The 14,343-nt window shown below is 70.7% G+C and carries 17 protein-coding genes; 9 read left to right on the forward strand and 8 right to left on the reverse strand.

The genetic code is table 11. The annotated features are described in order from the left end of the window. Positions 1-56 precede the first annotated feature (56 nt). Positions 57-1,037 carry an LLM class flavin-dependent oxidoreductase gene (locus ACFKCF_RS17625; RefSeq protein WP_394494781.1) on the forward strand — a complete coding sequence of 327 codons (981 nt, stop codon included), beginning with the start codon at positions 57-59 and terminating at the stop codon, positions 1,035-1,037. A 43-nt stretch (positions 1,038-1,080) separates the two neighbouring features. Here ACFKCF_RS17625 and ACFKCF_RS17630 read toward each other — a convergent pair whose 3' ends face one another. Further along, positions 1,081-1,482: a hypothetical protein gene (locus tag ACFKCF_RS17630; RefSeq protein WP_394494783.1), complete on the reverse strand. Its 402-nt coding sequence runs from the start codon at positions 1,480-1,482 to the stop codon at positions 1,081-1,083. A gap of 40 nt (positions 1,483-1,522) precedes the next feature. After that, on the reverse strand, positions 1,523-2,266 hold the full coding sequence (locus ACFKCF_RS17635; protein ID WP_394494785.1) for a PAS domain S-box protein: 744 nt from the start codon (positions 2,264-2,266) through the stop codon (positions 1,523-1,525). A gap of 77 nt (positions 2,267-2,343) precedes the next feature. On the opposite strand from ACFKCF_RS17635, the gene ACFKCF_RS17640 reads away from it, so the two are divergent. Beyond that, on the forward strand, positions 2,344-2,622 hold the full coding sequence (locus ACFKCF_RS17640; protein ID WP_394494787.1) for a hypothetical protein: 279 nt from the start codon (positions 2,344-2,346) through the stop codon (positions 2,620-2,622). 3 nt (positions 2,623-2,625) lie between these two features. On the opposite strand, the gene ACFKCF_RS17645 is transcribed toward ACFKCF_RS17640, so the two are convergent. Further along, positions 2,626-4,854 carry an alpha/beta fold hydrolase gene (locus ACFKCF_RS17645; RefSeq protein WP_394494789.1) on the reverse strand — a complete coding sequence of 743 codons (2,229 nt, stop codon included), beginning with the start codon at positions 4,852-4,854 and terminating at the stop codon, positions 2,626-2,628. Beyond that, positions 4,851-5,756, reverse strand: coding sequence for an ABC transporter ATP-binding protein (locus ACFKCF_RS17650; RefSeq protein WP_394494791.1), 906 nt, complete (start codon positions 5,754-5,756; stop codon positions 4,851-4,853). The genes ACFKCF_RS17645 and ACFKCF_RS17650 overlap by 4 nt, the downstream gene beginning before the upstream one ends. Positions 5,757-5,890: 134 nt before the next feature. On the opposite strand from ACFKCF_RS17650, the gene ACFKCF_RS17655 reads away from it, so the two are divergent. The 3 genes from ACFKCF_RS17655 to ACFKCF_RS17665 all read left to right on the forward strand — a co-directional run bounded on the left by ACFKCF_RS17655 (position 5,891) and on the right by ACFKCF_RS17665 (position 8,545). Next, entirely contained in the window at positions 5,891-7,027 is a 1,137-nt protein-coding gene (locus ACFKCF_RS17655) for a histidine kinase (protein WP_394494793.1), read from the forward strand. Then, on the forward strand, positions 7,012-7,674 hold the full coding sequence (locus ACFKCF_RS17660) for a response regulator (protein ID WP_394494795.1): 663 nt from the start codon (positions 7,012-7,014) through the stop codon (positions 7,672-7,674). The genes ACFKCF_RS17655 and ACFKCF_RS17660 overlap by 16 nt, the downstream gene beginning before the upstream one ends. Positions 7,675-7,741: 67 nt before the next feature. Next, positions 7,742-8,545: a MerR family transcriptional regulator gene (locus tag ACFKCF_RS17665; protein ID WP_394494797.1), complete on the forward strand. Its 804-nt coding sequence runs from the start codon at positions 7,742-7,744 to the stop codon at positions 8,543-8,545. A 13-nt stretch (positions 8,546-8,558) separates the two neighbouring features. Here the strand turns inward: ACFKCF_RS17665 and ACFKCF_RS17670 are convergent, their stop codons facing one another. Further along, the gene (locus ACFKCF_RS17670; RefSeq protein ID WP_394495101.1) at positions 8,559-9,053 is read right to left on the reverse strand and encodes a macro domain-containing protein; all 495 of its coding nucleotides are present in this window, start codon (positions 9,051-9,053) and stop codon (positions 8,559-8,561) included. 142 nt (positions 9,054-9,195) lie between these two features. Between ACFKCF_RS17670 and ACFKCF_RS17675 the strand changes: the two genes are divergently transcribed. Beyond that, complete coding sequence (locus tag ACFKCF_RS17675; RefSeq protein WP_394494798.1) at positions 9,196-9,600, forward strand: hypothetical protein; 405 nt, start codon at positions 9,196-9,198, stop codon at positions 9,598-9,600. 88 nt (positions 9,601-9,688) lie between these two features. Here ACFKCF_RS17675 and ACFKCF_RS17680 read toward each other — a convergent pair whose 3' ends face one another. Both ACFKCF_RS17680 and ACFKCF_RS17685 read right to left on the reverse strand, forming a co-directional pair. Continuing rightward, positions 9,689-10,078, reverse strand: coding sequence for a hypothetical protein (locus tag ACFKCF_RS17680; RefSeq protein ID WP_394494800.1), 390 nt, complete (start codon positions 10,076-10,078; stop codon positions 9,689-9,691). Positions 10,079-10,250: 172 nt separating this feature from the next. Continuing rightward, on the reverse strand, positions 10,251-11,435 hold the full coding sequence (locus ACFKCF_RS17685; protein ID WP_394494802.1) for a PucR family transcriptional regulator: 1,185 nt from the start codon (positions 11,433-11,435) through the stop codon (positions 10,251-10,253). Positions 11,436-11,751: 316 nt separating this feature from the next. On the opposite strand from ACFKCF_RS17685, the gene pyrH reads away from it, so the two are divergent. Continuing rightward, entirely contained in the window at positions 11,752-12,474 is a 723-nt protein-coding gene (pyrH, locus tag ACFKCF_RS17690) for a UMP kinase (RefSeq protein ID WP_394494804.1), read from the forward strand. A 17-nt stretch (positions 12,475-12,491) separates the two neighbouring features. On the opposite strand, the gene ACFKCF_RS17695 is transcribed toward pyrH, so the two are convergent. Continuing rightward, positions 12,492-13,388 (reverse strand): aminoglycoside phosphotransferase family protein, encoded by an 897-nt coding sequence (locus ACFKCF_RS17695; RefSeq protein WP_394495102.1) that lies wholly within the window; start codon positions 13,386-13,388, stop codon positions 12,492-12,494. On the opposite strand from ACFKCF_RS17695, the gene ACFKCF_RS17700 reads away from it, so the two are divergent. Next, positions 13,345-14,010, forward strand: coding sequence for a DUF6461 domain-containing protein (locus tag ACFKCF_RS17700; RefSeq protein ID WP_394494806.1), 666 nt, complete (start codon positions 13,345-13,347; stop codon positions 14,008-14,010). The two genes, ACFKCF_RS17695 and ACFKCF_RS17700, sit on opposite strands and share 44 nt — an antisense overlap. Before the next feature lie 82 nt (positions 14,011-14,092). Beyond that, positions 14,093-14,323 (forward strand): hypothetical protein, encoded by a 231-nt coding sequence (locus tag ACFKCF_RS17705; protein WP_394494808.1) that lies wholly within the window; start codon positions 14,093-14,095, stop codon positions 14,321-14,323. Positions 14,324-14,343: the final 20 nt, after the last annotated feature.

Raw genomic sequence — 14,343 nt, forward strand, 5'->3', positions numbered from 1 at the left:
CCTTCGCGGCTGTTGTCCACAGCCAGGTCGAACCGCTCTGCGAAAGGCGCGTACTCATGGCTCTGCCGCTGTCCATCCTTGATCTGGCGATCATCGGCGAGGGCGAGACGGCGGCGGAAAGCTTCGCCGCCAGCGTGGCCCTGGCCCAGCGGGCCGAGGAACTGGGCTACCGGCGGATCTGGTACGCCGAGCACCACAACATGGCGAGCATCGCCTCCTCGGCGACCAGCGTGCTCATCGCCCACGTCGCCGCCCACACCCGGACGATCCGTCTCGGGGCGGGCGGCGTCATGCTGCCGAACCATGCCCCGCTCACCATCGCCGAACAGTTCGGCACCCTCGAAACCCTGCATCCGGGCCGTATCGACCTGGGCCTCGGCCGGGCGCCCGGCAGCGACCAGCAGACCCTGCGCGCCCTGCGCCGCACCCCGTCGGTTGCCGACACGTTCCCGCAGGACGTCCTGGAGCTGCAGGGCTACCTCTCGGATGAGTCCCGGATCCCGGGCGTGGAGGCCACGCCGGGCAAGGGCACGAACGTGCCGCTCTACATCCTCGGCTCCTCGCTGTTCGGCGCCCAGCTCGCCGCGGCGCTGGGGCTCCCGTACGCGTTCGCCTCGCACTTCGCCCCGACCGCGCTGGAGGAGGCCGTGGCGCTCTACCGGCGCGACTTCCAGCCGTCGGCGCAGCTCGACCGGCCCCATGTCATCGCCGCGCTCAACGTGATCGCGGCGGACACGTCGGAGGAGGCGCAGGAGCAGTTCCTGGCCTCGAAGCGGCTGAGGGTGAGCAGGTTCCTGGGGCGGGGGCGCACGTTCACGACCGAGGAGGCGGACATGATCCTCGAGTCGCCGGCCGGGCAGCAGATCGTGCAGATGGCCAAGTATTCGGCGGTCGGGGACGCGGCGGAGGTCAAGGAGTATGTGGACCGGTTCGCCAAGCTCGCCGATGCCGACGAGTTGATCGTGGCCTTCTCGGCCACCGACAGGAAGGTGTGGCTGCGCTCGGCCGAGCTGCTGGCCGAGGCACACGGGCTCTGATCGGTCAGGCGGGGCGGGGGGAGCCCGGGCAGCGTCGAGGGTTCTATCCTTCGCCCAGCAGGCGCCTGCGCAAGTAGGGGCCGGTGGCCTCGGACGGGGGCACGGGAGCCATCCCCGCGGCGATGAGCTGGGCGCGCAGGGCGACGACGGTGCGTTCGAGCGCGCGGATCTGGGCCTGGAGCTGGCCGATCTGGTCGCGCATCGCCGTGGCCGTGCTCTGCTCGCTGATCAGGTCGGTGCCGAGCTGGGAGGCTTGATTCTGCACCCTGGTCAGCTGTTTCTCCATCTGGCTGAGCGCGTCCTCGTAGATCGTCTTCGCTCTGAGGAAGGCCTCGGCGTCCACTTTGGAGCGTTCTAACTCGGCTTGGCGCTCGGCCTGGAGGATCGCGGTCTGCTGGGTCTTCTTGTTGGCGTCGGTGGCCGAGCGGAAGGCGAGGTATGCCACGCCGAGCGGGACGATCCCGAGGGCGACCTGGATGAGGATGTCAGTCAGCGTGGCCTCCTTCCACTGGGCGTATCACGCCGGTGTACGTGATGCCGTCGTCGCTGTGCCAGGCGTTGACGGTCAGCGCGATGGCGAACTCCGTGCCGTCGCGACGCAGGCCGACCAGCGGGATGATCCGACCGGCCAGGTCGGAGTGGCCGTTGACGCGGACCTTGGTCAGCCCCATGTCGTGCCTGTCGCGAAAGCGCGCCGGCATGAGCATCGTCAACGGCCGCCCGACCGCCTCGTCGGTGCTCCAGCCGAACATGGTGGCGGCCTGCGGATTCCACGACTGGATGATCCCGGCGGCGTTGGCCACGATCACTGCCGAGCCGGAGCCCGGGAGCCGGTCGAGCGTGACGGCCTCCGGCCAGGTCGCGATCAGCGTGATCCAGCCGCCGAACGCCAGCCACACCGCACCCCCGACCCAGCCGCGCGGATTGTCTCCGGTGAACGTCGAGACCAGGAACACCAGCCCGTACAGGAGGACCAGCGCGGTGGCGGCGGCGAAGGCCATCCGGTCGGAGCGCAGGAACATCTGCACCAGGCACAGCACGCCGGTGGCGAGCCAGAGCACCGCCCAGACGTCCAGCGGCGCGATGGAGGCCAGCACGGCGTAGGAGGGGGTGGCACGCTGGCTCGCCGGCGCGAAGGCCAGCGAGGCGGCGATGGCCAGAGATAACAGGCCGACGAAAGCCAGGGAGGCGCCGCGCCGCCCGATCCGCCGGAGCACTCTGTTACTCACGGTGGCAAGACTAGTGCAGAGGGTTAATCTTTCGCGGGATTGTCAGCCGAGAGCCGAAGCGCGGGCACAATGAGGCCATGCCAGGCTTCGAGCGGCTCACCATCGAAGAAGCACGCGCTCTCACCCGCGCCGAGCTCCTGCCGCGGATCGAGGCGGAGCAGAAGTACTGGTACGAGCGCATCCACCGCTGCCGGATGCAGCCGGGGGACGACGAGGCGTTCAGGACCTTCAACCGGATCCTGCACGTCACCGCCGACCTCGGCCGCACCCGGGACGACACCGAGGCCCTCATCCAGAGCAGGTCCCTCGACGCGGACTACTGGCGCAAACCCCTCGGCGAGCTGGGCCTGCTCTGAGGCTCACGCCGGAGGGCGGCAGACGGTGCCCCGCGCGGGCAGGCGCAGGCTGGTCAGATAGCGGTTGACGTGGGCGATGACGCACGGGACGCCGCTGTTGTAGAGCCCGTGGCCGTACCACTGGTATTGGACCGCCGCCGAGCCCGGCACGCGCCGTACGATGTCCGCGACCCCGTCGAAGTCCGTCCACGAGCCGACGCCCAGATAGGGCGGCAGCCCCTTGGCGGGCAGCGGCGCGGGCGGGTTGGTGACCGGGGCCGGCCAGCCGACGCAGGCGAGCGGGGTCCGCAGCTCGATCCCGGCGAGGTTCGGCAGCAGGCGCTCACCCTCGCGGCGCTTCTCCCGGTACTCCGCGTAGTCGCGGTATCCCAGGCCGTCGGGGCAGTGGGTCATGTTCATCCCGGTGAACGAGGGGACCTTCAGGCTCTTCGTGCTCTGCCTGACATAGTCGGCGAACCCGGAGGCGTCACCGGCGGCGGCCCGCTTGATCGCTTCGGCGAGCTCCTTCCACCGGGGGAACTCGGGCTCCGGACCCGGTGAGATGACGCTGGGGGCGGCGGCCTGCTTGATGTCGAACCCGCTGTAGGCGGCCCGTTCTCCTCTGACCGGCACAGGGGAGCGGTCGGCCCGCGCCACCAGCGCCCGCCAGACCTCGCCGACGTCCTGACCGTGCAGCGCGCAGGTAGTGGTCGCCGCGCACCAGGCGGCGAAGCGGGTGAAGGACTGCTCATGGGTGAGCCTGCCCCGCGCGCGGTCCGCGTACGGGTTGACCGCGCCGTCGAACACCATCGCGCGCACCCGGCCGGGGAACAGCCGGGAGTAGGCGATCGCGGGCATGCCGCCGTAGGAGTTGGCGACGAAGCTCAGCCGCTCCTCTCCCAGCGCGACGCGGATCGCCTCCATGTCCCGCGCCACGGAGGCCGAATCGAGGTGGTCGAAGAACTCGGGATCGGCGGCGCGGCACCGCTCCGCCGCCGCCCGGTTGCGCCTGCCCAGCTCGGCGTACTCGGCGCGGGTGTCGGGCAAGGTGATCCACGGGCCGGAGACGAGGCAGTCGTACGGCAGCACGCCCTTGTCGACGGTGTTGCGGGGCTCGACGCTGACGACGTCGAAACGGTTCCGCAGCTCGGCGAAGCTGCCCGCGGCATTGCTCAGATCCTTGACGCCCGAGCCGCCGGGGCCGCCGGGGACCGCGAACACCGTGCCGATCCGGCGTTCGGCGCCGGTCGCGGGAAGCATGCCGAGGGTCAGCCGGATCTTCCGCCCGGCCGGCCTGGCCCAGTCCAGCGGCACCTCGATCGAGGCGCACCGCATGTCCTTGGCGCCGTCCTTACAGGCCGCCCAGGCCAGCGAGGACGGTCCGGAGCCCGGCGAACCGGACGCGGCGGCGGGCACCGCCGACACCAGGACGGCGGCGGCCGTTCCCACCGCCAGCGCCTTGATCCGGCCTCCCTTGAGCGCGATCGTCACCGCGCCCGCCGTCAGCGCGGCGACCACGTACGCGACCAGCAGTCCCGCCGCCGCGGCAGGCGGCAGGATCCCGCCGCCGACCCCCGCGATCTGGAGCGGCAGGTTCTCGATCATGAACGAGCCGGCCTGGGCGCGCAGCGGCATGGGCAGGGTCCTGGCCACCACCGGCAGCACCACGATGATCACGATCAGCGCGACCAGGGCGCCGGGGGTGGAGCGGACGGCGGCCCCGACACCGAGCCCGATCAGCGCGACCGCCGCCATCGACAGCCCGGCGAGCACCACCGAGGCGAGCACGCCCGGCTCCGACAGCGGCGTGCCCAGCGTCTGCCCGTCGCGGAGCAGCTGCCCGGCCCGGTCGCCGAGCACCACCATGGCCGCCGCGTGCATGCCGAACGCCAGGACCTGACCCGCCACCAGCGCGACCGCGGCCAGCCCCGGGACCTTGGCCAGCAGCAGCACCTGCCGGCGCGGCACGGCCACCAGGCTCGTCTGGATCATCCCGGTGCTGTACTCCGAGGTGATCGCGAGGGCGCCCAGCGCGGCGAACACGAAGTAGGCGACCGCGATCCCGTTGCCCAGGCCGTCCCCGTTACCGGTGAAGGCCACCCGCTCCTGGAGCGGCTGCTGGTCGAAGCCGCGCCCGATCATGAACGCCACCCCGGCGCAGGCCAGGACGGCCGCTACGGAGCAGGCCAGCAGGTAGAGGTTCGAGCGGAGCGAGCGGAGTTTCTGCCACTCGGAAGCGATCACGTCGATCATCGGACGCCTGCCTTGTACTCGGCGCTGTCCTCGGTGAGCCGTACGAACGCCTCCTCCAGGGACGCGGCACGCGGGGACAGCTCCGCGAGCGCGATCCCCGCGGAGAGCGCGAGCACGCCGATCCGGGCCGCGTCCAGGTCCCGCACCGACAGGGCGCCGTTGTCCTCGGGCGACACCGCCGCCCCGTGCGCGCGCAGGACGCCGGCGAGCCGCTCCGGGTCAGGCGTACGCACCAGCACGTCGCGCTGGAAGTGCCCGGCCAGGGCGGCCATGGCGGTGTCGGCGATCAGCCGTCCCCGCCCGATGACGACGACGTGATCGGCGGTGAGCGCCATCTCGTTCATCAGGTGGCTGGACAGCAGCACGGTACGGCCTTCTGCCGCCAGGGAGCGCAGCAGGTCGCGGAGCCAGCGGATGCCCTCCGGGTCCAGCCCGTTCAGCGGCTCGTCGAGCATCAGCACCCCCGGGTCCCCGAGGAGCGCCGTGCCGATCCCCAGGCGCTGCCGCATGCCGAGCGAGAAGCCGCTGATCCGCTTGCCGGCGACGCCGTTCAGGCCGACCTGATCGAGGACGGCGGTCACCCGGGCGCGGCCGATGCCGTTGCTGCGGGCCAGGCAGGCGAGGTGCGCGTACGCGCTGCGGCCCCCGTGCACCGCTCCGGCGTCGAGCAGGGCCCCCATCGAGCGCATGGGCCGGGGCAGCGACGCGTACGGGTGACCGTTCACCAGCGCCTTGCCGGCGGTGGGGACCTCCAGACCGAGGACGGCGCGCATGGTGGTGGACTTGCCCGCGCCGTTCGGGCCGAGGAAGCCGGTCACCAGCCCCGGTTTCACGGTGAACGTCAGGTCGTCGACGGCGAGCTTGGCGCCGTATCTCATGGTCAGCCCGTTCACTTCGATCATGGTCTCCCCCCGCTCGTCCAGTTGACGGCCGACAGCCTTCCGGCCCGGCGGGCGGATCTCGATGGGGATGCGCCCACTACGGAGGTAGGTCTGGACCTACCGCCTGCGCGCCGCGCGTCGGGCAGACTGCAGGCGTGAACGGGATCCGCCGAGCGTTGGCCGCCGGCGGCGGGCTGCTGCTGAACGCCGCCACGGGCGTGGCCGCGCTGGCGCTGATCGCCGTGCTGCTGGTGAGCGCCGCGCTGGTCCCGGTGGCCGGCCTCGGCGTGCCGCTGCTGGTCCGCGTGCTCGCGCTCGTCCGGTCCCTGGCCGGGGTGCAGCGGGCCTGGGCGGGACGCGTGCTCGACCCGGATCCGCGGCCCGCTCCGCACGAGGGCGGACCCCGGTGGCGGGATCTGGCCTGGCTGGCCGTGCACGCCGTCACGTGGCCGGTCCCCGCGCTCGTCATGTGGGGGCTGGTGGCCGCCTTCGACTACATCTTCTTCCGGGTGAACGTGGTCGAGGTCAGCGCGCTGAACACGTTCTCCCTCAGTGTCTCCGCCGCGGCCATCGCGGCGATCATCCTGGTGGCGCTGCCCCTGCTCAGGACCGGGCAGGCCCGGCTGTCGGCGCTGCTGCTCCTTCCGGAGGCGAGCGCGGCCGCGCGGATCAGGCAGCTGACCGAGTCGCGGGCCGTGGTGGTCGACGCGCAGGCGGCCGAGCTGCGCCGGATCGAACGCGACCTGCACGACGGCGCGCAGGCCAAGCTGATCGCGATCCGGATGAACCTGGGGCTGGCCCGCGACCTCCGCGATCCGGCCCAGGCCCGGATGATGATCGACGAGGCCCGGGAGGTCGCCGGCCAGGCCCTGACCGAGCTGCGGGACCTGGTGCGCGGCGTTCATCCTCCGGTGCTGACCGACCGCGGTCTGGCCGGGGCGGTCGAGGCCGCCGCGCTGCTGTGCCCGGTGCCGGTCGAGGTCGAGATCGACCTGCCGGGCCGCCTGGAGGCGCCGGTCGAGTCCGCGGTCTACTTCGCCACCGCCGAGGCGCTGACCAACGTGGCCAAGCACAGCGGCGCGTCGCGTGCGTGGCTGCGGGTGTCCCACACGGGCGGGCTGCTCCGGGTGGCGGTCCGCGACGACGGGCGCGGCGGGGCCGACCGAGCCGCCGGCACCGGCCTGCGCGGCATCGACAGACGCCTGTCCGCCTTCGACGGCCGGCTCGTCCTGCGGAGCCCGTCCGGCGGCCCGACCGAACTCACCATGGAGCTCCCGTGCGCGTTGTCATAGCCGAAGACCTCGCCCTCCTCCGCGACGGCCTGATCCGCCTGCTGGAGGCGAACGGCTTCGAGGTGTCCGCGGCGGTCGACAACGGCCCGATGCTGCTGGACGCGCTCACCCGCAACCGCCCCGACGTGGCCGTGGTCGACGTACGGCTGCCGCCCGGCTACACCGACGAGGGGCTGCGCACCGCGCTGGAGGCCCGCCGCCTGGTGCCGGGGCTGCCGGTGCTGATCCTCTCCCAGTACGTGGAGCAGCTGTACGCCCGCGAGCTGCTCTCCGACCGGTCCGGCGGCGTGGGCTACCTGCTCAAGGACCGGGTCGGCGACGTCGACCGGTTCGTGGACGCGGTACGCCAGGTCGCCGCGGGCGGCACCGTCATGGACCCCGAGGTGGTCTCGCAGCTGCTGACCCGCCGCAGCCGGGACGAGCCGCTGGCCGGGCTCACGCCGCGGGAGCGGGAGGTGCTGGCGCTGATGGCCGAGGGCCTGTCCAACCTCGCGATCGCCGCCCGTTTCCAGGTCACGGACAAGGCGATCGGCAAGCACACGAACAACATCTTCGCCAAGCTGGGCCTCCCGCCGTGCGACGACCACAACCGCCGGGTGATGGCGGTCCTCACCTACCTGCAGGTCACCCCGGCCTCGCCGGAGTGAGGGGCCCTGTCACGGCCGGCCCTGATCCGGTGCTCAACGCCCGCAGGCGCATCAAGGCCCAGGCGGTGTGAGCGATACTGAGCTGGTGGCCATCCTCACCGTTGGCCGGGCGGCCGCGCTCGTCGGGGTCAGCGTGAAGACGCTGCACCACTGGGACACGATCGGCCTCGTACGCCCGAGCGGGCGCACCTGGTCCGGATACCGGGTTTACTCCGACGACGACGTCGCCCGGATCCACAGGGTCCTCGTCTACCGGGAGCTGGGGTTCCCGCTCGCCGAGATCGGCCGGGTCCTCGACGACCCGGACGCCGACGCGCGCGACCACCTGCGCCGGCAGCGGTCAGAGCTCGTGGAGCGCATCTCCCGGCTGCAGAAGATGGTCAGCGCGGTCGATCGCATGCTGGAGGCGTCGAAGGCCGGGATGCGGTTGACCCCGGAGGAGCAGGTCGAGATCTTCGGCGACGACTGGCAGCCCGCCTGGGCCGAGGAGGCCGAGGACCGTTGGGGCGGCAGCGCGCAGTGGGCGCAGTACGCCGAGCGGGCCGCCGGGATGACCGCGGAGGACTGGAAGGGTGTCGTGGCCACGGCAGAAGCTCTCAACGCCGACCTCGCGGCCGCGATGCGCGCCGGCGTCGTGCCCGGCTCCGACGGCGCCAACGCCCTCGCCGAGCGCCACCGCACGCTGATCTCGACGTACTTCGACTGCACGCACTCGATGCAGGCGTGCATGGGGCGGATGTACGTCGCCGATCCCCGGTTCGCCGAGAACTTCGAGGCGGTCGCACCGGGCCTGACCGCCTGGCTGCGCGACGTGATCTTCGCGAACGCGAAGGCGCACGGCGTCGACCCGGAGTCCGCGGTGTGGGAGTGACCGCGCCGCGGCGTCAGCCGCGGGGCCCGTCGGAGGGCGGCTTGATCCGCACCCGCTCCTCAGGGCGGCTGTCGATGTCGTCGAGCTGCTCACGGATCGTCTTGCGCAGGTCGTCGTAGTCGCGGAACCGGTAGTCGTTGAACAGCGTGTAGCCGGTCCACATCAGGTTCGCGCACACCCGCGGCGGCACCTGGCCCGTCGCCGCGCCCATGCCGACCAGCGCGACCGACTTGATGCTGTCCGGCTCCTCGTCGTTCTGCATGTGGATGGCCTGGAAGGCGGCGGCGCAGGCCAGGGCCACGTTCAGCGTCTCGCTCACGTCCTGCGCCGACTGCACCATCGTGGGCGTCGAGATCAGGAACCTCGGGTTGGTCGCCCCGGACGGCACGCACACGGCACTGCCCACCGGCAGCGTCCCGTCGAACTGCTCGCGGATCGCCCGCTGGACGCGCAGCTGGATCCCGGCCCCGAGGTGCCGCTTGATGACGGCGTCGCCGGGCGCGGCAATCGGCGCAGGGGGTGGAGCGGAGCACCCTCGAGCTCGGCCCCGGCGCCGGCCTGATCACCACTTCGCTGACCGGTACGGAGTCCGCGTTCGACCCCGGACCGGCTCGTTGATCACCTCAAGATCCGCACAGTAGAGTCCGCTCATGGCCAACCTGCACACCGCAGTGGTTCCGCCGAGCGCTTCCAGACCTCGATCTCTGGTTCCAGCGATTGCCGGCGTGGCCTTTGTCTCTGTCGTCCTGTGGGCGATGGACTTCTTCGCATGGATGGCAGTGGCCGTCCTGGAGAACAAGGCGTGCGGTCTCGATCCACTGACGGAATACGAGACCAGGGAATGTGCTCCTGTCGGCACATTGGGCACCGTCCTCGTTGACGCATGGTTCTTCGCGCCGATCGGATGCGCCCTGCTGGGTGCGATGATCTCGTTCATTCCGCGACGGCGGCGGGGCGCTCGCCTGGCGGCGCTCTGGCTCATCCCGCTCTGGCCGCTGTCGATCGCGGTAGGAGCGGTGCTGGCCTATGCGCTCTACCGGCCGTTGTCCGAGTGACCGCTTCTGACGCAGCCCGAGCGGCGGGGCCTGACGGATCAAAGAGCCACCCGGTGGTTCCGGGTGGCTCGGAGAACGGATGGGCCGGTCAGAACACCGTCTCGGCGTTGGCGGAGCGTACGGTCCACGGCGGCCCGCACGTGCCGCGCCCGGTGAACCGGTTGCCCGCGAAGATGATCGGGCTGGCGAACTGGTACCCGTCGGAGCAGGTCACCAGGATCCTGATCGCCCCGGTGAACACCGTGCAGTCGATGTCGATGTAGTACGCCGGGATCGGGACGCTCCGGGAGCACGAGTAGGTGGCGGCCAGCGCGGCCCCATCCTTGCCCGGGACGTCCTTGAGCGCCGTGGTCGACTGGTCGGTGAACCCGCGTTCGGGCGCCGCGGCGGCCGAACCCGTGTGAAGCGCGACAGAGAACAGCAGCGCCGCGATCGCGGCCAGCACGCCGACGAGCATTCTTCTCGCATGTACTGCCATGTGATCGAACCTTTCGCTGGATTTCCCTTCCGGCCCGGCCGAGCCTTACCAGAGATACTTTCGCCGAGCCAGGAGCGCCGGTCATCGTCACTTCACGAGAATCCCCCCCATGACACCGATCAGGCGTTTGTCACTAATGTCAAAACGGGCCCCGGAAAGGAAACGAAGATGGTCAGACAAAGCCGTGCTCGTTCCAGGCGCCCGCCAGCAGCCGGGTGACGGTGGTGCTCAGCACCCGGACGCCGTGCGTGGAGCCCGGCTCGATCCCCACCAGCTCCCGCACCCGCCGCAGCCGATAGTCGAGCGTGCGCGGATGGATGTGCAGGGACTCGGCCGTACGCAGCCGGTTCATGTCGTTGCGGTAGTAGGCGTCCAGCGTCGGGACCAGGTCGGGCCCGTCGCCGAGCCGCCGCGCCGTCTCGCGCAACCACTGGTCCACCTGCGGCGTCTCCACCGCACCCAGCTCCGCGAACACGTCGGCCACCCCGTACGGCCGGCGCGGCACCCGCTCGATCGGCGCCACCCGGCTGACCTTCCGCGCCAGCGAGGCCGCCTGGACTAGCGCGCGGCGGCGCCCGTGGGCGGTGCCGACCGAGCACGGCCGCCCCACGACGTCGGCGACCGCCCGCGCCAGCGCCAGCCCGGACCTCTCGGCCGCCGACCGGTGCTCCGGCAGCGTCCCGTGATACGGCACCAGCGCCACGAACTCGTCCGGTTCCTGCCACCCGAACGGCATGCGGTGCCGCTTCAGCAGGGCGTCCACGACCTCCTCCCGGCACTTCTTCGGCGGCTCCGTGGCCACCCGTACCACCGTGACCAGATAGTGCTCGGTCACCGGCATCCCGAGGCTGCCGGCCAGCTCGCCGGCCATCGGGTCGTCGTGCAGCACCATGGTGGCCAGCAGGTGGACGCGCGAGGCCGCCGGCAGGAACCGTTCATACCCCCGGAGATAGCCGCGGGTGTAGCCGGCCTGCGCCGCCGGGCCCTGCGCGGCCAGCCAGTCGATCATGCGCATCGTCTCGGCCAGATCGCCGGGTCCGGCCGCCTCGGAGATCTCCCGCAGCGTGAAGGCGGCGTGCAGCGCGAGCGCGCCCCGCTGGCAGCCCGGTGCCACGCCCTGCTCGCCGCGCTGCTCGCCGACCGACTCGATGAAGGCCAGGTCGCTTTCCAGCAGCGGCTCACCGGAGGCGGCCAGCTCGGCCGTCCGACGCCGTACGACGACCGCGAACTCCATCATCGACGCCCGCGCTCTGGACTCGATCGCCCGGAAACCGGCGATCTCGCCGACGCAGGCGTCCACCACTCTCCTCGCATTGTCGTCGGCCCGGCGTTTGAGCATGCCGAAGAGGTCCCCCATGTCGAATTCTCCCCGTGACGTCGCCTTCGTTCATGTCTCCCTGAAACGCGCAGTGCGATATTCGCCGGCCGGGTGCTTCCGTATCAGTGGGCTCTTCCGATGCTTTTCGGCCACCTGCAGAAAGGGGAACGCGGCCAGGTCCTGAATTTCGGACCGCCGAGGCCCGGTGAAAGTTTCATTTCGCCGAGGCGGCGGTTCTCCGGCCGGTCCTGAGGCGCACCCGATCGAGCCCGGCGCCCACCGTCCTCCTGCGGAGACGTGCGCACCTCGTATTCTTGACCGGGTCGCCGACCGCGCGGCCGTGAAGGGAACGGATGTGCCGCGTTATTCACGGGTCGTAGTCAAACTGAGCGGCGAGGCGCTCGCGGGAGACGCCGGATGGGGTACGGATCCCGCCAGCCTCGCCCAGCTGGCGGACGAGATCCTTTCGGTCCACGAGCTCGGCGTCCAGGTGGCGGTGGTCATCGGCGGCGGCAATTACTTCCGGGGCAGGATGGCCGAGGGATGGGGCATCGGCCGGGCCGAGGCTGACAACATCGGCATGCTCGGCACGGTCATGAACGCGCTGATGCTGCGCGGAGTGCTCACCGCACGCTCCAGAACGGACGTGCGGGTGATGACCGCGATGCCCATGCAGAGCGTGGCGGAGCCCTTTATCCGGCTCCGCGCCGACCGGCATCTTCGTCGCGGGCTGATCGTGCTGCTCGCCGGCGGCATCGGTCAGCCGTACGTCACGACGGACTATCCCGCGGTCCAGCGGGCGCTGGAGCTCGAGGCGGACGCGCTGCTGGTGGCCAAGCGCGGTGTCGACGGCGTGTACGACAGCGACCCCAACGTCAACCCGGACGCGAAGCGGTACACCGGCCTCACCTACCGGGAAGCGCTGGCCGCCGGGGTGAGAGTCATGGATGAGAGCGCCTTCGTGCTCGCCAACGAGCAGAAGCTTCTCATGCACGTGTTCGATGTGGCGGCAACGGGCGTCATGAAGGCGATCTGCCAGGGCGAGGACGTGGGGACGCGGATCACCCCGCAGGGGTGACGAGAGCGGTCCGACACTCAGACGGGCGAGCGGTCTGCCAGGATGCGGTCCAGAGTGCGCCGGCCCATCCGGCTCATGGCCGGGTTGGATTCGAGGTAGTACCAGACGAGGCCCATCGCCTGCTGGAAGGCCCACGCCTTGCCTCGCTCCCATTCAAGGTCGTCGCACCCGAGGTCGAGGCGGAGCGCCTGCCGCGGCCCCGCCTCAAGCAGATGCCAGGCGCTCACGAGATCCAGAGCAGGGTCGGCCGGTCCGAAGCCGCCGACGTCGAGAATCCCGGCCAGCCGGCCATCGGACACGAGCACGTTGCCCGGGATGAGATCAGCGTGGGTCATCACGTCGGCGGCTTTGTGCGGCAGACTTCGGAGGTCTTCCCACATCTGGCGAAGCCGGCGAACGTCGAGGAGTTGTTCGCTGTGCTCGAAACAGGTCTCCATCCACGCGTCATGGGATTGAAGGTCGCCTCCCCGGCCTTCGCCGGCGAACGTGCGGCCACGCGTGTCGATCGCGCGCAGGTCCCTGATGAGATCGGCCAGGTCGTGGGCGAAGGCGACCGATCCGCCCGGGTCCTCGTCGGTGGCCACGGCGCCGGGCAGCCACGTCTGCACCGACCATGGAAGGGGGTATCCCGCGCCGGGCTCACCGAGCGCGACGGGCTCGGGCGTGGGAAACCGCGTGCGACCTGCCAGCTCGCGGGCGGCTTCCGCTTCGGACTCCAGCCGGCGTCGAATCGAGCCGACGTGTCCGGCCTGCAGAGGGAACCGAGCGGTGAAGCGGCCACCGATGCGAAAGATGGCATTGACCGTCCCATGGGACGCGACACCGGTGATCGGCAGGCGCCGCCACTCAGGGAACTGTTCGTCCACCAACGTGCGCACCGTCTCCGGTGACACCGTCAGCTGGTCGGCGTGCATCTTCACGCTGGAAGCGTTCCGTGTCTCAGCGTTCTCCCGCAACGTCTTTTCGGCTCGAGCGGGCGAATGTGTCACACCTGACTGCGATGATCACGGCACTGTTCTCCGAGAAAGGCAGCAGATGAGCTACTGGTTCGACAGCGAAGCCGTGTCCGTCACCTACGTCCGTGATCTGTCCGCGGAGCAGGCCCTTCTCCGCATGGGTGCCACGATCAGCCCCGAAGGCGAGGAAGAAGAGGACGAAGGCGAGATCGCCGCCTTCGAAGTCGATGGCGGAGTCGTGCTGGCCGAGCCGAACGGCTTCGCCGCGACCTTGGACGAGGTGATCGCACGCCTGTCCAAAGACACCACGGTGGCCACCGTGTTCTACAACGTCAACCTGGATCAGCAGTTCGTGTACGCCGAGAACGGCGTGGTCGTCACCGCGTTCGAGCCCGACCGGCCGGACAGCCGCTCCGGCGGCGACCCTGATCGCCTGCTGGAGCGCATGCGCGAACTGGGCATGGAGACGGAGAGTGACCTGGTCAAGGCCGCCGAGCTCGCCCAGATCGTCACCGGCCTGCAATTACCCGACGATGACGCCGATCCCACCTTGATCGGCATCATGCCGGAATACTACTGACGGCCCGCGACCCGGCCTCTCACCCTGCGGCCGAATCCGGACCGTTAGCGGAGCTTGATGTCCGTATGGGACGCTCGCGCCCGTGACCGAACCGGAAGAGGGATCCAAGACCGACTGGCGCCGCTTCGAAACCTCCGAGAACCTCGGACTGGCGGGCCTCATCGCCATCGTTCTGGGCGTGCTGCTCGCCATCGTCCAGGCGAATGCCGACTCGAGAAATTCCTCCTTGTGGGTGATCATCTTCATCGGGGTCGCCCTGGTAGGCGTCGGCCTTCGCATCGAGGCCGCGATCCGCGACCGCTCGCGACGCTGAACCCGGTGGCTCCCGGCGCC

It is taken from the genome of Nonomuraea sp. JJY05 (genome assembly GCF_043496855.1).
Classification (GTDB): domain Bacteria; phylum Actinomycetota; class Actinomycetes; order Streptosporangiales; family Streptosporangiaceae; genus Nonomuraea.

Bases quoted from the DNA above. Each gene is read 5' to 3' on its own strand.
- ACFKCF_RS17675 (WP_394494798.1), top strand. From the start codon at position 9,196: ATGGCCAACCTGCACACCGCAGTGGTTCCGCCGAGCGCTTCCAGACCT.
- ACFKCF_RS17685 (WP_394494802.1), bottom strand. From the start codon at position 11,435: ATGGGGGACCTCTTCGGCATGCTCAAACGCCGGGCCGACGACAATGCG.
- ACFKCF_RS17695 (WP_394495102.1), bottom strand. From the start codon at position 13,388: ATGCACGCCGACCAGCTGACGGTGTCACCGGAGACGGTGCGCACGTTG.
- ACFKCF_RS17645 (WP_394494789.1), bottom strand. From the start codon at position 4,854: ATGATCGACGTGATCGCTTCCGAGTGGCAGAAACTCCGCTCGCTCCGC.
- ACFKCF_RS17650 (WP_394494791.1), bottom strand. From the start codon at position 5,756: ATGATCGAAGTGAACGGGCTGACCATGAGATACGGCGCCAAGCTCGCC.
- ACFKCF_RS17680 (WP_394494800.1), bottom strand. From the start codon at position 10,078: ATGGCAGTACATGCGAGAAGAATGCTCGTCGGCGTGCTGGCCGCGATC.
- ACFKCF_RS17640 (WP_394494787.1), top strand. From the start codon at position 2,344: ATGCCAGGCTTCGAGCGGCTCACCATCGAAGAAGCACGCGCTCTCACC.
- ACFKCF_RS17625 (WP_394494781.1), top strand. From the start codon at position 57: ATGGCTCTGCCGCTGTCCATCCTTGATCTGGCGATCATCGGCGAGGGC.